This window comes from Nitrospira sp. Vd2 (assembly GCF_979581665.1).
Genome location: NZ_CEFZSK010000037.1, coordinates 25,456 through 41,207, shown reverse-complemented (window position 1 = coordinate 41,207; position 15,752 = coordinate 25,456). Strand labels below are relative to the sequence as shown.

Annotated in this window: 14 protein-coding genes; 6 read left to right on the top strand and 8 right to left on the bottom strand. The window is 61.7% G+C overall.

Going from position 1 to position 15,752, the window contains the following annotated elements; all coding sequences use genetic code 11:
* Positions 1-120: 120 nt before the first annotated feature.
* The 3 genes from AC1U7K_RS13670 (at position 121) to AC1U7K_RS13660 (ending at position 2,775) form a co-directional block, all read left to right on the top strand.
* The gene (locus AC1U7K_RS13670) at positions 121-1,503 is read left to right on the top strand and encodes an amidohydrolase family protein (RefSeq protein ID WP_480251983.1); all 1,383 of its coding nucleotides are present in this window, start codon (positions 121-123) and stop codon (positions 1,501-1,503) included.
* A gap of 199 nt (positions 1,504-1,702) precedes the next feature.
* Positions 1,703-2,206, top strand: a complete 504-nt coding sequence (locus AC1U7K_RS13665) for a DUF3015 family protein (RefSeq protein WP_480251982.1) — start codon at positions 1,703-1,705, stop codon at positions 2,204-2,206.
* 242 nt (positions 2,207-2,448) lie between these two features.
* Positions 2,449-2,775 (top strand): PilZ domain-containing protein, encoded by a 327-nt coding sequence (locus AC1U7K_RS13660; RefSeq protein WP_480251981.1) that lies wholly within the window; start codon positions 2,449-2,451, stop codon positions 2,773-2,775.
* 130 nt (positions 2,776-2,905) lie between these two features.
* Here AC1U7K_RS13660 and AC1U7K_RS13655 read toward each other — a convergent pair whose 3' ends face one another.
* Positions 2,906-3,652, bottom strand: coding sequence for a PEP-CTERM sorting domain-containing protein (locus tag AC1U7K_RS13655; protein WP_480251980.1), 747 nt, complete (start codon positions 3,650-3,652; stop codon positions 2,906-2,908).
* A 202-nt stretch (positions 3,653-3,854) separates the two neighbouring features.
* Here AC1U7K_RS13655 and AC1U7K_RS13650 point away from each other — a divergent pair, with 202 nt between their 5' ends.
* The 3 genes from AC1U7K_RS13650 (at position 3,855) to AC1U7K_RS13640 (ending at position 6,751) form a co-directional block, all read left to right on the top strand.
* A complete protein-coding gene (locus AC1U7K_RS13650; protein WP_480251979.1) occupies positions 3,855-4,487 on the top strand; it encodes a hypothetical protein in 633 nt (210 codons plus the stop codon).
* 445 nt (positions 4,488-4,932) lie between these two features.
* Positions 4,933-5,844, top strand: coding sequence for a hypothetical protein (locus AC1U7K_RS13645; RefSeq protein WP_480251978.1), 912 nt, complete (start codon positions 4,933-4,935; stop codon positions 5,842-5,844).
* 37 nt (positions 5,845-5,881) lie between these two features.
* Positions 5,882-6,751, top strand: a complete 870-nt coding sequence (locus tag AC1U7K_RS13640) for a DoxX family protein (RefSeq protein WP_480251976.1) — start codon at positions 5,882-5,884, stop codon at positions 6,749-6,751.
* On the opposite strand, the gene AC1U7K_RS13635 is transcribed toward AC1U7K_RS13640, so the two are convergent.
* The 7 genes from AC1U7K_RS13635 to AC1U7K_RS13605 form a co-directional block, all read right to left on the bottom strand.
* The gene (locus AC1U7K_RS13635) at positions 6,726-8,054 is read right to left on the bottom strand and encodes a PAS domain-containing protein (protein ID WP_480251974.1); all 1,329 of its coding nucleotides are present in this window, start codon (positions 8,052-8,054) and stop codon (positions 6,726-6,728) included. The two genes, AC1U7K_RS13640 and AC1U7K_RS13635, sit on opposite strands and share 26 nt — an antisense overlap.
* Positions 7,990-9,798: a response regulator gene (locus tag AC1U7K_RS13630; RefSeq protein WP_480252201.1), complete on the bottom strand. Its 1,809-nt coding sequence runs from the start codon at positions 9,796-9,798 to the stop codon at positions 7,990-7,992. Before AC1U7K_RS13630 ends, AC1U7K_RS13635 begins: the two co-directional genes overlap by 65 nt.
* A 63-nt stretch (positions 9,799-9,861) precedes the next feature.
* A complete protein-coding gene (locus AC1U7K_RS13625; protein WP_480251973.1) occupies positions 9,862-10,392 on the bottom strand; it encodes a J domain-containing protein in 531 nt (176 codons plus the stop codon).
* Positions 10,393-10,412: 20 nt separating this feature from the next.
* Positions 10,413-12,434 (bottom strand): response regulator, encoded by a 2,022-nt coding sequence (locus AC1U7K_RS13620; RefSeq protein WP_480251972.1) that lies wholly within the window; start codon positions 12,432-12,434, stop codon positions 10,413-10,415.
* A 295-nt stretch (positions 12,435-12,729) separates the two neighbouring features.
* Positions 12,730-13,434: a hypothetical protein gene (locus AC1U7K_RS13615; RefSeq protein WP_480251971.1), complete on the bottom strand. Its 705-nt coding sequence runs from the start codon at positions 13,432-13,434 to the stop codon at positions 12,730-12,732.
* A 118-nt stretch (positions 13,435-13,552) separates the two neighbouring features.
* Positions 13,553-14,818, bottom strand: coding sequence for a hypothetical protein (locus AC1U7K_RS13610; RefSeq protein ID WP_480251970.1), 1,266 nt, complete (start codon positions 14,816-14,818; stop codon positions 13,553-13,555).
* 63 nt (positions 14,819-14,881) lie between these two features.
* On the bottom strand, positions 14,882-15,640 hold the full coding sequence (locus AC1U7K_RS13605) for a TVP38/TMEM64 family protein (protein ID WP_480251969.1): 759 nt from the start codon (positions 15,638-15,640) through the stop codon (positions 14,882-14,884).
* Positions 15,641-15,752: the final 112 nt, after the last annotated feature.

Below are 15,752 nucleotides of genomic sequence, written 5' to 3'. Positions count from 1 at the left end.
TCAAGAATCGCCTCGTTCCATCCTTGTCCCATGGCTCCGAATCGTCACCCACGAAGGTTTCGTCAGGGCGGATGCTGGCCGGGCGGCCTGCCCACTCAAATCGTCTCCAATGAAGAATTCGTGCCTCCCGCACAGACCGCCGCACAATCGCACTCTGAGCACCTCGCCGGCGAGTTGATCGACACGACGCGACGGCAGCTCGGGATGGGCCGGCGTGAATTTCTTCGAACGACAGGCGCGGTCGCCGCCTCATTGCTGGCGATGAACACGGTGTTCGGCCGGTTCTTCGATGTCTTGCCCATTGAGCTTGCTGAGGCCGCCGCGTTTCGCGAACGTCAGGGCGATCCGTTCTTTATTTTCGATGTCCAGACCCATTATGTCGGAGCCGGCTATGACCCCGGCCGTGAAGAAGCGACGCGCAAAGGGGCAGTGACAGCCGACGCGCTGCTCGCCTTGCGCCGCCGTGCACGGGAGGCCGGTCTCAATCCGGCGCTTCAGCACGATCGCGGCACGCGAGACGACTTGTCATGGGAGAATTTCGTGAAGGAAGTCTTTCTGGATAGCGAAACGACGATCGCGCTCATCAGCACGCCACCGGGTCCGTATCCTCAGCAAGCCGTTGTTCCGCCTCGCGAGATGACGCATATCCGGGACGAGTTGAACCGCGTGACGGCATCGCAACGCATGCTCGCGCACGGGCTGGTCACGCCTCAGTTGGGAGCGGCCGATTTGGAATTCATGGCGTTTCAGGCCGAGACGCTGAAAGTTGACGCCTGGAAGTGTTACACCGGCTCGCCGCCTCGCGGCGTCGATCACGGATGGTGGATGGATGATGAGCGGATTGCCTATCCCATGCTGGAGAAGGCCCGGGCGCTCGGCGTCAGACGGCTCTGCGTCCACAAAGGATTGCCGCTTGGACCGGTAGAAGAGTACAACCATCCGCGCGACCTCATTCAAGCCGCCAAAGATTTTCCCGACATCGATTTTCTCGTCTACCATTCGGGCTTCCGCACCGCGGCGGCGATCGAGGAGACGTACCGGCGAACGGGGGAGATTCCGTGGTCAACGGAATTCTGTCGTCTGAAGCGGGACCATCCGGAGCTTGGGAACATCTACATGGAACTGGGCTCGACGTTCGGTCAGTTGGTGATCACGCATCCGGAGATCTGCGCCCATTTACTCGGCGAACTGATCGCCGCGTTCGGCTCCGACCACGTGCTGTGGGGGACCGATTCGATTTGGTACGGCACGCCGCAATGGCAGATCGAAGCCTTCCGGCGGTTTCAGATTCCCGAACGCCTCGTCGAGCAGAACGGATATCAGCCGGTGACTCGTGCGGTGAAAGAGCAGATCTTCGGGCTCAACGCCGCGCGACTGTTCGGAGTCGATGTCGGCGCCGTTCGGCGTGACGTTCCCGCTGATTATCTGAGCCGTATCAAGATGGGGTATCTCGATGAAGGCCCCGATCCCAGTCGGCGCTTCTACGGCTGGATCGCGGGATAGCGATGCCGGTACGCCGCTCCTCCCTGTTATCGCTTCATCGATCGCGAAGTTGAAGGCCTGTCTGCCTACGCGTAATCTCAGAGCGCGCGTACAGCGCATCGGCCCCGCGGCCCGATAGGCCCAGCGGTCCGCCGCTGTCTACACTGCTCGTAATTCTCGGGAAGAAATTGTGCCCTGAGGGGCCAGCAAGGAGGGACACATGAGGAAGAGCGTCCTAGTAGCGACTGTGCTGCTGTGTGCGCCGTTCGGCAGTGCGTGGGCGGCAGGAACGATGGAGACCGGGCCCGGCTGTGGTCTCGGAGCGATGCTCTGGGCCGACTCGGCGGCGAAGAAGCACATTGTCCAGCAGGCCTTGATAGCCACGACGAATGGAACCGGCATGCAGACCTTCGCCATTTCGAGCGGGACATCGGGTTGCACCAACGATGGAGTGATCGTCCAGAACGAGAAGGTCAACGTGTTCGCCGGCATCAATTTCGAAAGTCTGACCCAGGAGATGGTCCAAGGCTCTGGTGAGCATCTCGTCTCGCTCGCGTCGCTGCTCGGTGTGCCGGCCGAGTTGCAGCCGCAGTTCTTTGCGCTCGTTCAAGAGGAATATGCTCGGATTGTCGGCAGAGAGATCACGCCAGATACGATGGTCGACGGGCTTTATCGGACGATGGCGGCCCATCCCACGTTTGCCCCGCTCGTCCTCAAGACCTAATGTCAGCGGCTGTGGCGTCCGTGTGAACGGAGGCCACAGCGTCCGCCCGATCAGGTGCTTTCCACTCGTTTCTGGCCAAACTACCCCAAGGGTTCCTGGCGTCCGACCACAAGGGAATAGTCGCCGGTTGAACATTTTTGAACGCAACGCTACGCGAAGGCCTACGATTAAAATGTACTTAGGGCATGGCCTGCCTGTTGCGTTCACCGGTGAAGTAGCTATCGTGCAGAGAGGAAAGGTGGATGGAACGGCGCACAGCGGCGCGGATCGCAACGAGTTGTCCCGTCTCCTATGTGGGCGATCGAGTGGTGGGCAGCGGCCAGGTCTACAATCTCTCGCCGCACGGCTGCGCGATCGGCGGCTATGCGTCCGTCCCGGCCGGTGCCCAGTTGCGGCTCAACCTTCACCTGACAGGCGACGATCCCGTGCTCATCGAGTTAGGAGCCGTGCGCTGGACGGCGGATTTTCGATTCGGTGTCGAGTTTCTGCTCGCCTCACAACAGGACCAGGCCCGGTTGAACTCGCATCTGCGGGGGTTGACGTCTCTTCCGCCGCCGGGGACGTTGTAACCGTCGGGTGTGGCTGGAGAGGTGAGTAGAAAAAGAGCCGGCACCCTCGCCGCGGGCCCGATCTACCTAAACACGCGGGGTAATTCCGCTCCGAAGATTCATCTGGCTAGTAATAGCGAAGAAGGGTCAATCACCCTTTGCGTCGCCTGGCGCGGACGGCGGCGAAGCCAGCCAGGCCTGACCCGAACAGCAGCACGCTCGACGGTTCAGGATTCACGATCACCGCTCCACCCACCGAACCCACACTCGAATCTCCGGTGATGAGGAGCCCTTGCGAGACGCCGGTCGCCGTCTGGAACGTCAACTCCCCTGTCCCGGTGTGGATGCTCGTGAGCGCGCCCGAGCCGGCGAAGATCGTATTGCTAATACGGGACCGGAAAAAGCTCCCGACCGGCGTGAAGCCAAAGGCGACATCGAATGTCCCGGTTGCGTGTGTCGCGCTGTCAAAGGTAATCGTCGCGCTATTCGTATTCGGAAGGAGGCCGGTCGACTGCCCGATCAGCGTTGTCGCATTGGCATACAGTCGTACATCGAAGCTCTGAAACGTCGCCTGAAATGTGCCGGGTCCGACGGGTTGCGCGAACCCGGTCGCCGAGAACGCGGCGGAGAGCACGTAGTTATTGTTCAGTCCGGTGCCTTTCAGCGCGCCATTCGCCCCATTTAGCTGCGTGATGATCGCCGTGCCGCTTTCGGTGAACGAGCCGTCACTCAGCGATTGGTTGACGATCGAAGAGTACGAGAGGTCCATTGAGGAGACGGAAAACGTCTTATTGGGACCACCGACCGACGATGGGTTGATCGTGATCGTGTCGGCATGAGCTGCCGTGAAGCTAAAAAGAACGACCACCACCAACAAGCCAACCACTCCAAAGTGCATGATGCCTCCCTTTTGTTCTGTGCCGACAGCGAGCACACTCATACCGTCACGTCTTTGCGAGCGAAATCGGACTGCAACCTACGATGGTCTCCGGCCAAGCTCTTTTCTACTGTTGTTACCCTGACAAGGCATTTCGCCCTGCCCCGATAGTCGGCCATCGCTCGCGACGTGTAGAGGCTGAGATAAGGCAAGGAGGGTAGCCATGGCCATGAAGACGAAAACGCACCGAGGGAATCGTTCGAGGACGCACCGGCCGACGTCGACACCAAAGACGCAAGGGAGCGCGAAGACGGAGCGGACCATCAACCAGACGATTGCCTACTTACAGAAGGCACAGGAGGCACTCACGAAACTCCAGGATGTCCTCTCGCACGCGAATGCGGGAACGCGCGCGTCGCGCGGCGGAGCACACGCACCGGTCAAACAGGCCTCAACGCCGCGGCACACCAAGACTCAAAGGCGCAAGGCACGGCCAGCGTCTCACAGCGCGTCGAAGGCTGTTCGCTATTCGAAATGGATCGATACGGTGGACGACCATGAAGACCGGCCCGGACAATCCCTCGCGACGCAAAACCATGACGTCATCATGCAGTGGGCCGAAGAGCGGGGCGCCGTACCGGCGACCGTTCCAGGAACCGAGCACGAACACCGGCCGGGCGTGCTGCGGTTGAATTTTCCCGGTTACGGAGGCCAGGACCTGAAGGAAATCAGTTGGGACGAATGGTTCGAGCCGTTTGATGAACGGGGTTTGATTTTCGTGTATCAAGAGCACAAGACCGACGGCTCGCTCAGCAATTTCTTCCGTCTGGACAATCCCGACCGCGAAGACGCGTAACGGCCAAATGGGCGGCGTGGCGGCGTGTTGCCGCGCCGCCTTGCCTCATTCTTCGTAGTTCCTTTCGGGTGCTCGGGCTCAGGCGTTCGCTGGGCGTTTGGCCGCCCCAACCGAAGAGCTCACGTTGCCATGGCCCGCCGCCCTTGTGACCGTCGTCAGAACGCTGCACGATCCTCCAGCGCATCTCCGGCAGAACCTGTTTGTCACGTCTTGTCGCCGTTCATAGACTGTCGCCATCACTCGTGTCCTCCCTCTCTCATTCCCTCGAACTCTACAAGATCGGGTGAGGCGCGCGAGCGGTGGCGAGAATCAGGAACCGGTGTAGGTCGCACGAGGCGCATGGCCGCGGCACTCGGCCTACGCCCCGCTGCGCAGAGTCCCGATTACGTTTCTACGCGGAACCGGGCAAGATAAAGACCGCGCTCAAGAACACCAGGAGGGAAACATGCGTGTGATCATGATCAGTGTCGCGGTCCTGTGCTTTGCCGTCGGAGCCCCCGTCTGGGCGGACCAAGGACATTCCCCGACCGGCACCCACATGAAAATCTCAGGAGAAGTGACCAAGGTGCAATCGGGCGTCGCGTTCGTGAAGACCGCGTGGGGATCGATGACGTTCTCGGCGACCAGCGGTCTGGAGGGATTGAAGCCAGGCGAGCAAGTCGAGATGTGGGTCAATGAGAACAATGCGGTCATCGACGTCCATCGGAAGGGGGAGAGTCATCCGAGCCATCGCTACATCACGGGCAATCTCACCTATACCGCGGCCGATCACAAGGAGATCAAGGTCCAAACCCCGGAAGGTGAGGTGAGTCTCCCCGTCGAACGCGGCCGATCCAAGCTCTCGGTCCTGGAAGAGGGGACGCCCGTGACGGTGGAGCTCAACGAAGCGGGCCGCGTCATCGACGTGCATCGGTTCAACGTCGATTTGGAGATCGGCGATCAGCCCCAGATGAAGCCAGGGAATCACCTGACAGTGACCGGCGTGGTCGACAAGATCCAGTCGGGGCTCGTGTACGTCAAGACCCCGGTGGGACACTATACGATCAGCGCGAAAACGGCGCCCAAGGACGCGGCTGTCGGCGATCAGGTGACGCTCTGGCTCAATGAGGACAATCTCGTCATCGATCACCATGGGACGGCGAAGCACAAGCAGGGCGCGCACCGCTTGGTGACCGGCAAGCTGATCTATGCCGGCAAGACCAAGCAAGAGATCAAATTGTGGACCCCGGAAGGGGAACGAGTCTTTCCACTCGAGCGCATGGAAGTGAAGACCAAGCCGATCGAGGAAGGCACGCGCGTGACGGTGGAATTGAACGAGGAGGGCCACGTCATCGATCTCTGGAAGACGGAGTCGTAACCGTAACCGTCGAGGCGCGCGGAGCGCAGGAGGCATCGTGGGCCTGTACGAAGGACCCGTGAGTGCGGCCGCACGTCTCCTGCTCGCCGCCATCTTCGTCTGGGCGGGTATCCACAAGATTCTCAACCCCGAAGGCACGATGGCCTACATGACGGCCTACGGCCTGACTGTGGCCACCATGATTCTTTATCTGTGCGCGAGCTTGATTGAGATTGGAGGAGGGGTGGCGCTGGCGCTTGGCTTTATGACGCGCGAAGCCGCGATCATGCTGGTCGCGTTCATGATCATCGTCACGGCGATCTTCCATGCGCGTGTCGGTGATCCGAATCAGCTCACCCATTTCTTGAAAAACACGGCGATGACCGGAGCCTTACTGTATGTGTGGGCGTATGGCGCTGGGCCGTGGGGACGCGATGAGGAGACGGCGCCAGACCGGAACGTCGGGGTGACGCCCGAGCTGCAGGGGGCTCTCGCCCTGCTGGGGCGCATGTTGTTGGCGCTGATCTTCGTCGTGTCCGCCGTCAAGAATCTGATGAACCCGGACGCCGCGCAGAAGTACGCCGCGGCGATGGGACTGACCGGAGGTACGGGCGTCATCGTCGCCGTCGGTATTCTTGCGGAAATTGGAGGGGCGGTGCTTTTGGTCGTGGGTCAGTGGGTGCGCGTCGGCCTTAATGGTCGTTCTCGTAGCGGCCACCATCACCTTTCGTCTGACGTCAATGAGTTTCGTGATCGATGCGGCCATTCAGGATCAACAATTCCATCTCATGAAGAACCTGGCGATCCTCGGTGGGCTGCTGTACGTCTGGGTCTACGGAGCTGGGCGGCTCAGCGTCGAAGCGGCCGTCGCCGCCAAGCGGGCGGCGTGAGCCGCTGCACCGTCACGAATTCGCCAGCATGGCCTTGAGCCGGTGCACCTCTCTCTCGAGCTCCATCATCTTCAGCTCTCGTTCCACGGCAATATCATGGAAGAGTTCGAGATCGGCGACTTTCGACAGCAGCTCTTCCTGCGACCGCGTCAATTTCCGAAGGAGGTCCTCCCGCTCCCGCTCGAGGTGCTTCCGATCGGTGATGTCGCTGAAGTAGAGATTGACGTAATTGGCGGTACGCACCGGCGCGAACGTCACGCTGTACGTCCGGTCGTCGAACGAGAGGTCGATATTCCGCTTCGCGCCCTCGCTCAGTGCCGTGCGCGCCACATCGACCATTTCACTCGGCGCGTCGTCCCCGAGCCGCCGGACCCAAAGAGCCAGCAACCGTTCGGCGGCCGGATTGGCGAAACTCACGACACGCCCCTCGTTCAGGCGCATGACGAGCGCGGGATTCTCGGCCGGGAAACGCGTGACGAATTCAAGAGCTTCCTCCACTTCTCGCCGCTCCGTGATGTCGAAGGTCACGCCGCTGACGCGGAGGGCGCGGCCATTGCTGTCCCGCTCCACTTGGCCCTGCCGATGCACCCACCGCATACGGCCATCGGGCAGGAGAATCCGGAACTCCATGTTTTGATCGCACTCTTCCGCCATCGCACGGTAGAACTCCGTGGCGATCCGGGCGCGGTCCTCCGGATGAATGCAGCCGAGCCAGGCGTCGACGGACGGCTCACTCGTGCGCGGCAAACCAAAGAGATCGTAGTAGGCCTCGGACCACGTGAGCCGGCCGGTCACGACATCGATCTCCCACACCCCAGCCCGTCCTGCCCGTTGTGCGCGTTGCAGCATGGTGTCGGTCTTTCGCCACATTTCTTCGGCCAACCTGCGCTTCGTGATGTCCTGCGCCACGCCGACTAATCGGTCTACGCGCCCGGTGCCGTGCCCGACCACCTTCCCCCGGTCCAAGATCCAGCGGATCGAGCCATCCGCACGCACGATCCGGTATTCGATCTCGAAAGATTCCGCTTCGAGGGTCCCAAGCCAGCGCTCGTAGGTGGCAATCACCCGTGGCCGATCCTCGGCATGGATGGCTTCGGTCCACACCCGGGCGTCGGCGTAGAGATCCGCTGCTGATCGCCGCCAGAGGGTTTCGAATGCGGGACTGACATAGATCACCCGCTCGGGGTTCATCTCAACCATCCACAGGACGTAGTCCGAAGCCGACGCGATTTGCCCCAGCCGCTCGTCGCTCTCGCGGAGCGCCTGTTCAATGCGTTTACGGTCGGTAATGTCCATGGCGACACCGAAGTGCCGCACCGGCCGGCCGCTCTCGTCGTACACGACCTCGCCTCGGCTTCAGATCCACCGCACGGCTCCATCGCTTCTGAGGATTCGGAAGTCGTGGACATAGGCCTGCCGAGTCGCCAGCGCCTCTTGAAAGCGCCGGACCAAGCCCTCGCGATCCTCCGGATGGACGCGCGCCAGCACCGAGTTCCGTGTGGGGGTGAATGTCTCGGGCGTCACGCCAAAGATCGCGTACAGCTCCGGCGACCACCACCGGATGTCTCGCACGAGATCGCTCTCGTACACGCCCATCTGGGCCGGCATGCAGCGCGAGCGTCAGCCGTTCGCGCTCGCGCTGGATGTTCGCCTCGCCCAGGCTGCGGTCGGTGACGTCGAGCAGCGCCGCGATGGCGCCACGGCCCCGGCCATCGGGATGGAAGAGGGGCACGGCGCTCCCGCAGACGACCTTGATCTGTCCATCCGGCAGCACGATCTCCATTTCGGACACATGCACGGCGTTCTTCGTCGCGATGGCACGCTGGAGCGGAAGCTCGTCGGGACGCAGCTCCCGGCCGTCGCGTCGATGCACGACCTTCACGTGCTGTTCAGGGCCCGGCTGCTGAGAGACGTTGCTGGACTCCGGCATATGGAGCAACGTATCGGCAGCGGGATTCCCCGTCACCACCCGGCACTCCTCGTCATGCGCGATCCAGAGAGGGACGGGAACCGCTCGGATCGTAGCCTCGAGCTCTTCGGTCCGCCGCCGCAGCGCCTCGTCGGTCCGCTCGCGCTCCTCGAGTTCGAGCCGGAGTCGCTGATGCAGAGCGGCGTTTTCCAGCGCGATCGACGCGCGACGGCCGATCTCCTCGGCGAAGCGCACGTCCTCCCCGGTATACCGGCGTCCCGACCACCGGGACGCAACGAGCGAGAATGTCCCGGCCACGCGACCTTGCATGTGGAGCGGCACGATGATCAGGGCGGTCGCCTCCATCTGAGCCAGCAGGAAGGCGTGTCGCGCGTCGCGGGCCCGCGGTTCAATCCAGTCGTCCCCCAGATCCAGATCATAGTCGGTCTGCCCAGTCCTCGCGGCCCAGAGCATGGGATGCGGCCGGGCGAGATCGGGCGCATAGTTCTGCTGAAATTCGACGGCGTACGGTTCCTTGTCCGGTCGACTCGTGCGCACGGCCACTCGCTTACAGATGCTACCGCGCTCCTGAATCAGATCGATCAAGCACCAGTCGGCGTGTTCCGGCACCATGAGATCGGCCAGCCGCGCCAACGTCTTGTCGAGATCGATCGATTCCGCCAAGGCGAGCCCGGCCGCCATGAGCTTGCGCTCGCGCTCCAAGACCGCCTGAAGCTCCCGGTGCCGTTCTTCCAGCGCCTCGGTGCGCTCGCGAACCGTTTGTTCGAGATGTTGATTCTGGGCTTCGATGGTACGGGTGAGGTGCCGCAATTCAATGGCGCGTTTGAGCCAGGCCAAGAAAAAATCGCGATCAATGGGTTTCGGGATGAAGGCATAGGCGCCGGCAGCCAAGGCCTTGATATTGAGGTCGCGATCGCCGTGACCCGTGATCAGCAGGGTCGGCGTGCCGGGCCGCCGGTGCAGCACCTGCTGCATCAGTGCGAGCCCATCCATGCCGGGCATCTTGATGTCACTGACGATCGCGTCGTAATCGATCGTGCTCGTCCGGTCGACCGCGAGGTCGGCCGCCGGGCAGGTGTCCACGATCCCTCCAAGACGGGCCTTCACCGTGTTGGAGAGCGCATCGAGCAGGACCACATCGTCATCGACGAGCAGGATGCGCGGGGCATGGGACCTCCAAACCAGGGAGGCGTGCCGGCAGAAGGATGAGTATAGGAACTACGCTGACAGCCGTCTGTCAGTGGAAGTCCTACGGGCACGGGGAGGACGGGTGGTTGGAGACAATGACCAGCGTCGGCTGAGGATCAGAAGGTCATGGGCCAGCCACTCCTTCATTGTGCGGTCCCAGAGGACCGAGAGCAGGCAGAATCGGCAGGGCGAGCCTCTCGGGGATCGGCAGAACGGACATAGCGAAGCTGCGGCCGAGGGAAAGCCATCAATCCATAACGGCTCTCGCACGAGGGGTTCGGGCGCCGGCATGCGCACCGCCCGTCCTCGTACCAGCGGTTCGGGGTCTTCCGGCGCTCGCCACCGTCTCGTCGTGGTCCGCTCATCATAGTCCTTCCGTGTGGTGGGGTCCGACAGGACTTCATACGCTTCCTGGATTTCTTGAAACTTCTGCGTTCCTTGATCGCCTGCTCGATCGGGGTGGTAGGCCTTCGCCAACCGGCGATAGGCCGCCTGGATTCCTTCGCCGGCTTCGTTCCGGCGAATTCCTAAGACCGCATAGTAGTCCTTCCGCGAATCCATCGCGCCTCCTCGACCAGCAATTACGCGTGGATGGCGGCGCAGCCGTACACCCCGCGAATCGTATCACAGAGACTCCTGCACGCATCCGCCTTGGCGAGATAGGCGGACGCGCCCGCCTCCTTCATCGCGGCGGCAATATTCGGCTCGACATGAGACGATAACGCAACCACGCGAGCCCGCGGGTTCTCATCCTTGATGAGCCTTGTCGCCTCGATGCCATTGAGCCGCGGCATGTTGACGTCCATGATGATCACGTCAGGAGCCAGTGTTCGAGCAAGCTCGACCGCCATCGTGCCGTCCGCCGCCTCGCCAATCACTTCCATATCGGACTCGCTGCGAATGACATGACGCAGACCCTCGACCATCATCTGATGATCGTCGGCGAGCAGCACGCGAATCCGTCTGTGTCCGCCGTTCGACGCGACATGGCGCACGGCTGATCGGTCCCGCGTTTGGGTGTGGGGGAAGGGGGCCCTCCTCTGGAGTGGCAGAACCACCTTGGCCGTCGTCCCGGTGCCGACGGAGGACTCGATGTCTAACTGCCCGTTCACGACCGCAAGTCGTTCGCGCAAGCTGAACAGGCCGAAGCCACCCTGAGATGAAGAGATGCGGGCTTCGCCAGGGTCGAAGCCCCTTCCTCGGTCTTCCACGACAATCTCCAGCGACTCCTCCGCCGTGCAGACGGAAAGAGACGCCTGTGTGGTTCCCGCGTGTTTCAAGACATTGAAGAGCAGCTCGTGAATCGATTCGTACGCCAGCCGGAGCGTCTCGTCGTCGAGGGCGGCATTCGTCGGCTCTTCTCGCACGGTCACCCGCAGCCCATGCCGCTCCAGTTTTCCCACGACCCAGGCGACGGCGGTCGATAGATCTCCGGCTTGTCCTAAGAGAAGGGGCCGAAGATCGCTCATCAGCGCTCGTGTGGCGCGCAGCGCTTCATCGATATAGGCTCGAATCTCGGACAACACCTGTCGGGTGTTCTGCGGCTTGGCGTTGGCGAGTTTGAGCTGGCACAACGCGAGGACTTGGGCCAGTTGATCGTGCAGTGCCGCCGCGAGGTGCCGGCGCTCCTTGTCCTCGACGCGCTTCAGCTCGAAGGCCAGTCCGCGCAGTTCCCGCTGCTTCTGCAGCAACGCTTCTTCGGCTTGTTTGCGTCTGGCAATGTCGACAAACGCGAACAGGAGTGACGGGGCGTGATCGACCTCGAGGGCGTGAACCGAGGCGCACACCCAGAGGGGGCGGCCATCCAGGCGCTTCAGCTTCAACTCCACATCCTGCAAGAGCGACGTATGGGACAAGAGCGACAGGAGTCTGCCGCGATCGTGCGGGTCGGCGTAGAGGTCCGTGCTCGGCCGACCGAGAAAATCCTCCTGTGGCCCGCCCAGCATGCGGCTGAACTGATCGTTGACGTAGAGAATCCGGCCGTCGGTCTTATGCGCGATCGCACTGCCGACGGGGCTGCCTTCCGCGATGGCCCGGAATCGTTGCTCGCTCTCGCGGAGCCGCTCCTCGACGTGTACCCGCTCCTGAAACAACTCGACGTTGCTCAGTGCGATGGCGGCCGTGTCCGCCAAGGCTTGCAAGGTCGCGATCTCGGTGGCTTCCGCCGTATGAAGGTTGCGCCAATACGCGCCGACAGCACCGAGGGGGTCGGCCTTGCGGATCGGGACCATCAGCAGACTCTTCACGAATGTCGGCCGGTACGCGTCGATCGGCACGCGCCCGTCGGTATAGACATCGGGGATGACGACCGTCGCACGATGGCGAATGCACCAGCCGGAGACACACGCGTCGATCGAGAATCGCTGCCCTTTCCACAACGGCGAGATTGCGCGCTCATCCACGTAGTAGACCTGTTCGCCATCTCGCAGCACGAACGTCGCGCCGTCGCATCCCAGCACGCGCTTCGCCGACTCGCTCACGATCGCCGTGACGGATGGAAGATCTCGAGCGAAGGAGAGCCGTTGGATGATATCAATCAAGTTTCCTCGCAAGTTCCCTTGGTCCGCGGAAGGCGGGATGAACTGCGGAAGCGGTGATGGCATCGCGACTCCTCCAATCCACGTTTCGTCCGCGGCGGGCGCTAGTGAGAAGATTCTAGAGAACCGGCGGCGGAGCGTCTGTAGGGTGGCGCCGTATACCGTACGGCGGCCGCAGGAGAAACGGTCGATATGCTGTAGACCTACGCGGGTGTCTTCCCGTCAAGTGGTTGGCCGCCCATAGGTGTGCTCGCTACCGAGGGCCATCCATTAGCGGCGGCTTATGTGAAGCCACGGTTACACGTCGGATCGTGATGGTGGATGGTGAAGGATGCCGGCGCACCCGTCGAGACGAAGCCGGTCAAGGAGTTTGCGTGCGCTCTGCTCGAAGGAGCGCCGACTGGTTTTCCACCAATTGCTGCCGAATTTGATGAACCGCCTCGGTCAATGCCTGATTCAGCCGGACCCCGGGACCATTCTCTTTGTTCGGGGTCAACGTCTCCCCAAATGTCTCCTTGCCACGATACCGTCCCAAGACCTGCCCGTCAGGACTGAGGGCAATGAGCGTGAGATCCACGGCGCCGTCGGTCTGGTACGTGTTCGCGCCAAAGAGCCATGCGAGTTGCGAAGCCCAGGGAATCAAGGTCCAAATCTGCGGCCGATAATGCTCATAGAATCGTCCGATCTGTCCTGTGAGAACGAGATCCGGATGCTCATGATATGCCACCACCTGGGTGAAGACGCGATTCTCGCCCAAATCACTCCGGATGGCCTCGGTAATGGCTTCCGTCAATTCACTGGGCTTTGCCGGACGCACACCGTCCGCGACGACCTCATAGTGCTCGTGGCCCGATCGTAACCCCGGCGCCGCTTCGAATGGATGCAACTCGGCAATCGCCGGCACCGTCTGCCGGCTCTCCTTTGGGCGAATCTGTGGATGATAGGTGGTGCTGCACCCCGCCAGGAAAACCAGGAAAACCAGGAGAGCCAGCACGCCCGCGCAAGAACGATCTCGCAACGAGGCGCCCAAGCGGCATCCGGCCTTGCCTCCCCGCGTTCGACTCATACGTTCAGCATACCCGCCCGCAAGCTCACACGGCCAGGGACGGAGAATGCGTAGAAAATAGAGGGGGGAGGAACGCCGACCAAAAGGAAATTGGGATGAATGGAAGACGGCGAGAAACTCAGCCGTTATGAGCCGCCTGGCATCCCAGCCGGGAATCCAGTTCTTGGTTGGCCAGGCGCGCCGCAAGATTCCCCGCTAACGGGACTTCCTGCTCATAGACCGTGAACCGATATGGGTCGTTCGCCGTCAACCCGAACTTGTCGATCAGCATTTGATGTTGGCGTTCGGACTGAATGTGATACCGCACACGGGTGCGCAGCGTGAGCCCGTCCACGCTGGCCGGCAAGCGATAGGCAAACTGGTATTCGCGGCTGGCCAGGGGCAGCAGTCGGTTGTCATACAGTTCAATGATCGCGGGCTGCCACATGATCCAGCGCCCCATCGTCTCGGATTGCTGCTTCACAATCTTGTGATTGCCGTCGACCACTTCAAATTCCACGGTGAAATGGCGATCCGGATCACCGGTCGGCAGTTTATGTCCCGCCCCGGCGTTGATCAGCGTTACCGTCACCTGCAGGTCCTCGCCCGGCCTCGGCGTGGCTGGCTCGGCGGTCACCTGAACGGCGACCGCGCGTTTCACCATCTCGGGATCGTGTCCGCCTCGCCACAGATGGCGTCGCCCGTGGCGAATGGGGCCATCCGTCGCGACCGGACGCTGGACTTCCGGCATATGGCAACTCTGGCAGATCATGCCCCGCTCTTTCATAAAGAACTTGCCCTCGTATTCGGCATAGGTCCCGCAGGGGCCGACGTTATAGAATTGCGCGGGACCCGAGACCACATTGTGGCAGCGGTAGCAGAGTTGCGGCGTCCGGAAGTTCGGATCGAATTCGGTCGGATGGGGTGCGGCGGAATCGTCAAACGGGCCGAGGATCACGCCGTCCCGCACATGACACGCGGCGCACGTGACACCCTCCTTCTGATATTCAGGATCGTATCCGGGATTCGGAACCTCCGTGGCTTTTTCCACCCGAGCCCGCGGGATCTCTTGAATGAGCGTCGCTTGTTGATTCTCTAACGGCGCATGACAGTTGAGACAGACCCACACATGCTTGTCTTTCGTCCAATAGGCGTGGAAGAACGGGTCCTCATACGCCTGAGAATGAATGCTCGTCTTCCATTCTTCGTAGATTTCTCTGTGGCAGGTGCCGCATGATTCGGCGCGCAGGCTGTCGAGGCCGGCAGGGATCCGTTGAAACGGAATCGCATGGGCGTAATCTGACCGGAGGCCGAAGATCACGGTCGGTTTGATTTCCGTATAGTAGACATAGATCAGCCCGACCAACATCCCCGCTCCAATGATTATTTTCATCAGTCGTCGCATCGCTTCTTCATCCTATCAGTCTGATCATGATGGATGGTACTGACTCGGGAGGATGCTGCGCCGCTACGTGGCGGGGTGCGCGCTTCTCATCTTTCGGTAGAGGAGGGGAACGAGCGCGAGCCCGCCCAAGAGGGTCAGTGCCACTAGGACGCGGGGCGATGCGATCTCGGCCGGCGACGTCAACGTGCCGAGTTGCTCCCCGGCAAAGGTATAGACGAAACTCCCGGGGATGATGCCAAGCGACGTCGCCGCGACATAGGTGCGGGTGGGGACCCGGGTCAGACCAGACAAGACATTGACGAGGAAGAATGGAAACAGGGGAATGAGGCGCAAGGTCAGCAGATAGTGAAACGCGTTTTTGGCGAAGCCCTCCTGAAAGCCATGCAGGCGATGCCCGAACGTCTGCTGCACCCAATCGTGGAACAAGTAACGGGCGCCCAAAAAGGCGAGTGTCGCGCCGATCGTCGCCCCGACGTTGATATAGACAGTGGCGAGGAGGCTGCCGAACAAAAATCCGCCGATCAATGACAACATCGTGGCACCCGGCAGGGCACACGCAGTCTGCACGATATAGATGGCCATGAATGAGACGACCGCGGCCGCATAGTGTTCATCGGCAGATGCCAGAAGCCGCGCTCGATTCGTCTTGATCGCCTCGAACGACACGTACCTGTTCAGATCAAAGTAGAAAAAGGCCGCCATCGCCGTCAGAAAGACGACTGCGATCAGCAGCCGGCCGGGAAGGGCTGTCCTCCGCACGGCGCTGGCGTCCGCACCCGTCACTTCCTCCGCCTTCGACATCGATTCCTCCGCCCTCTTCATGAGAAGGTCATTCAGCAACCGATGACGCCCCTCCAACTGCCTCACCCTGACGCGGCCAAAGGGCTGGCTATGGCGGCGCTCAGCGTTGTCCACCTACCTCGTGAGCCTGCTG

Coding starts and splice junctions, on each gene's coding strand:
- AC1U7K_RS13665 (WP_480251982.1), top strand. CDS start 1,703: ATGAGGAAGAGCGTCCTAGTAGCGACTGTGCTGCTGTGTGCGCCGTTC.
- AC1U7K_RS13660 (WP_480251981.1), top strand. CDS start 2,449: ATGGAACGGCGCACAGCGGCGCGGATCGCAACGAGTTGTCCCGTCTCC.
- AC1U7K_RS13655 (WP_480251980.1), bottom strand. CDS start 3,652: ATGCACTTTGGAGTGGTTGGCTTGTTGGTGGTGGTCGTTCTTTTTAGC.
- AC1U7K_RS13650 (WP_480251979.1), top strand. CDS start 3,855: ATGGCCATGAAGACGAAAACGCACCGAGGGAATCGTTCGAGGACGCAC.
- AC1U7K_RS13645 (WP_480251978.1), top strand. CDS start 4,933: ATGCGTGTGATCATGATCAGTGTCGCGGTCCTGTGCTTTGCCGTCGGA.
- AC1U7K_RS13625 (WP_480251973.1), bottom strand. CDS start 10,392: ATGGATTCGCGGAAGGACTACTATGCGGTCTTAGGAATTCGCCGGAAC.
- AC1U7K_RS13620 (WP_480251972.1), bottom strand. CDS start 12,434: ATGCCATCACCGCTTCCGCAGTTCATCCCGCCTTCCGCGGACCAAGGG.
- AC1U7K_RS13615 (WP_480251971.1), bottom strand. CDS start 13,434: ATGAGTCGAACGCGGGGAGGCAAGGCCGGATGCCGCTTGGGCGCCTCG.
- AC1U7K_RS13610 (WP_480251970.1), bottom strand. CDS start 14,818: ATGCGACGACTGATGAAAATAATCATTGGAGCGGGGATGTTGGTCGGG.
- AC1U7K_RS13605 (WP_480251969.1), bottom strand. CDS start 15,640: ATGAAGAGGGCGGAGGAATCGATGTCGAAGGCGGAGGAAGTGACGGGT.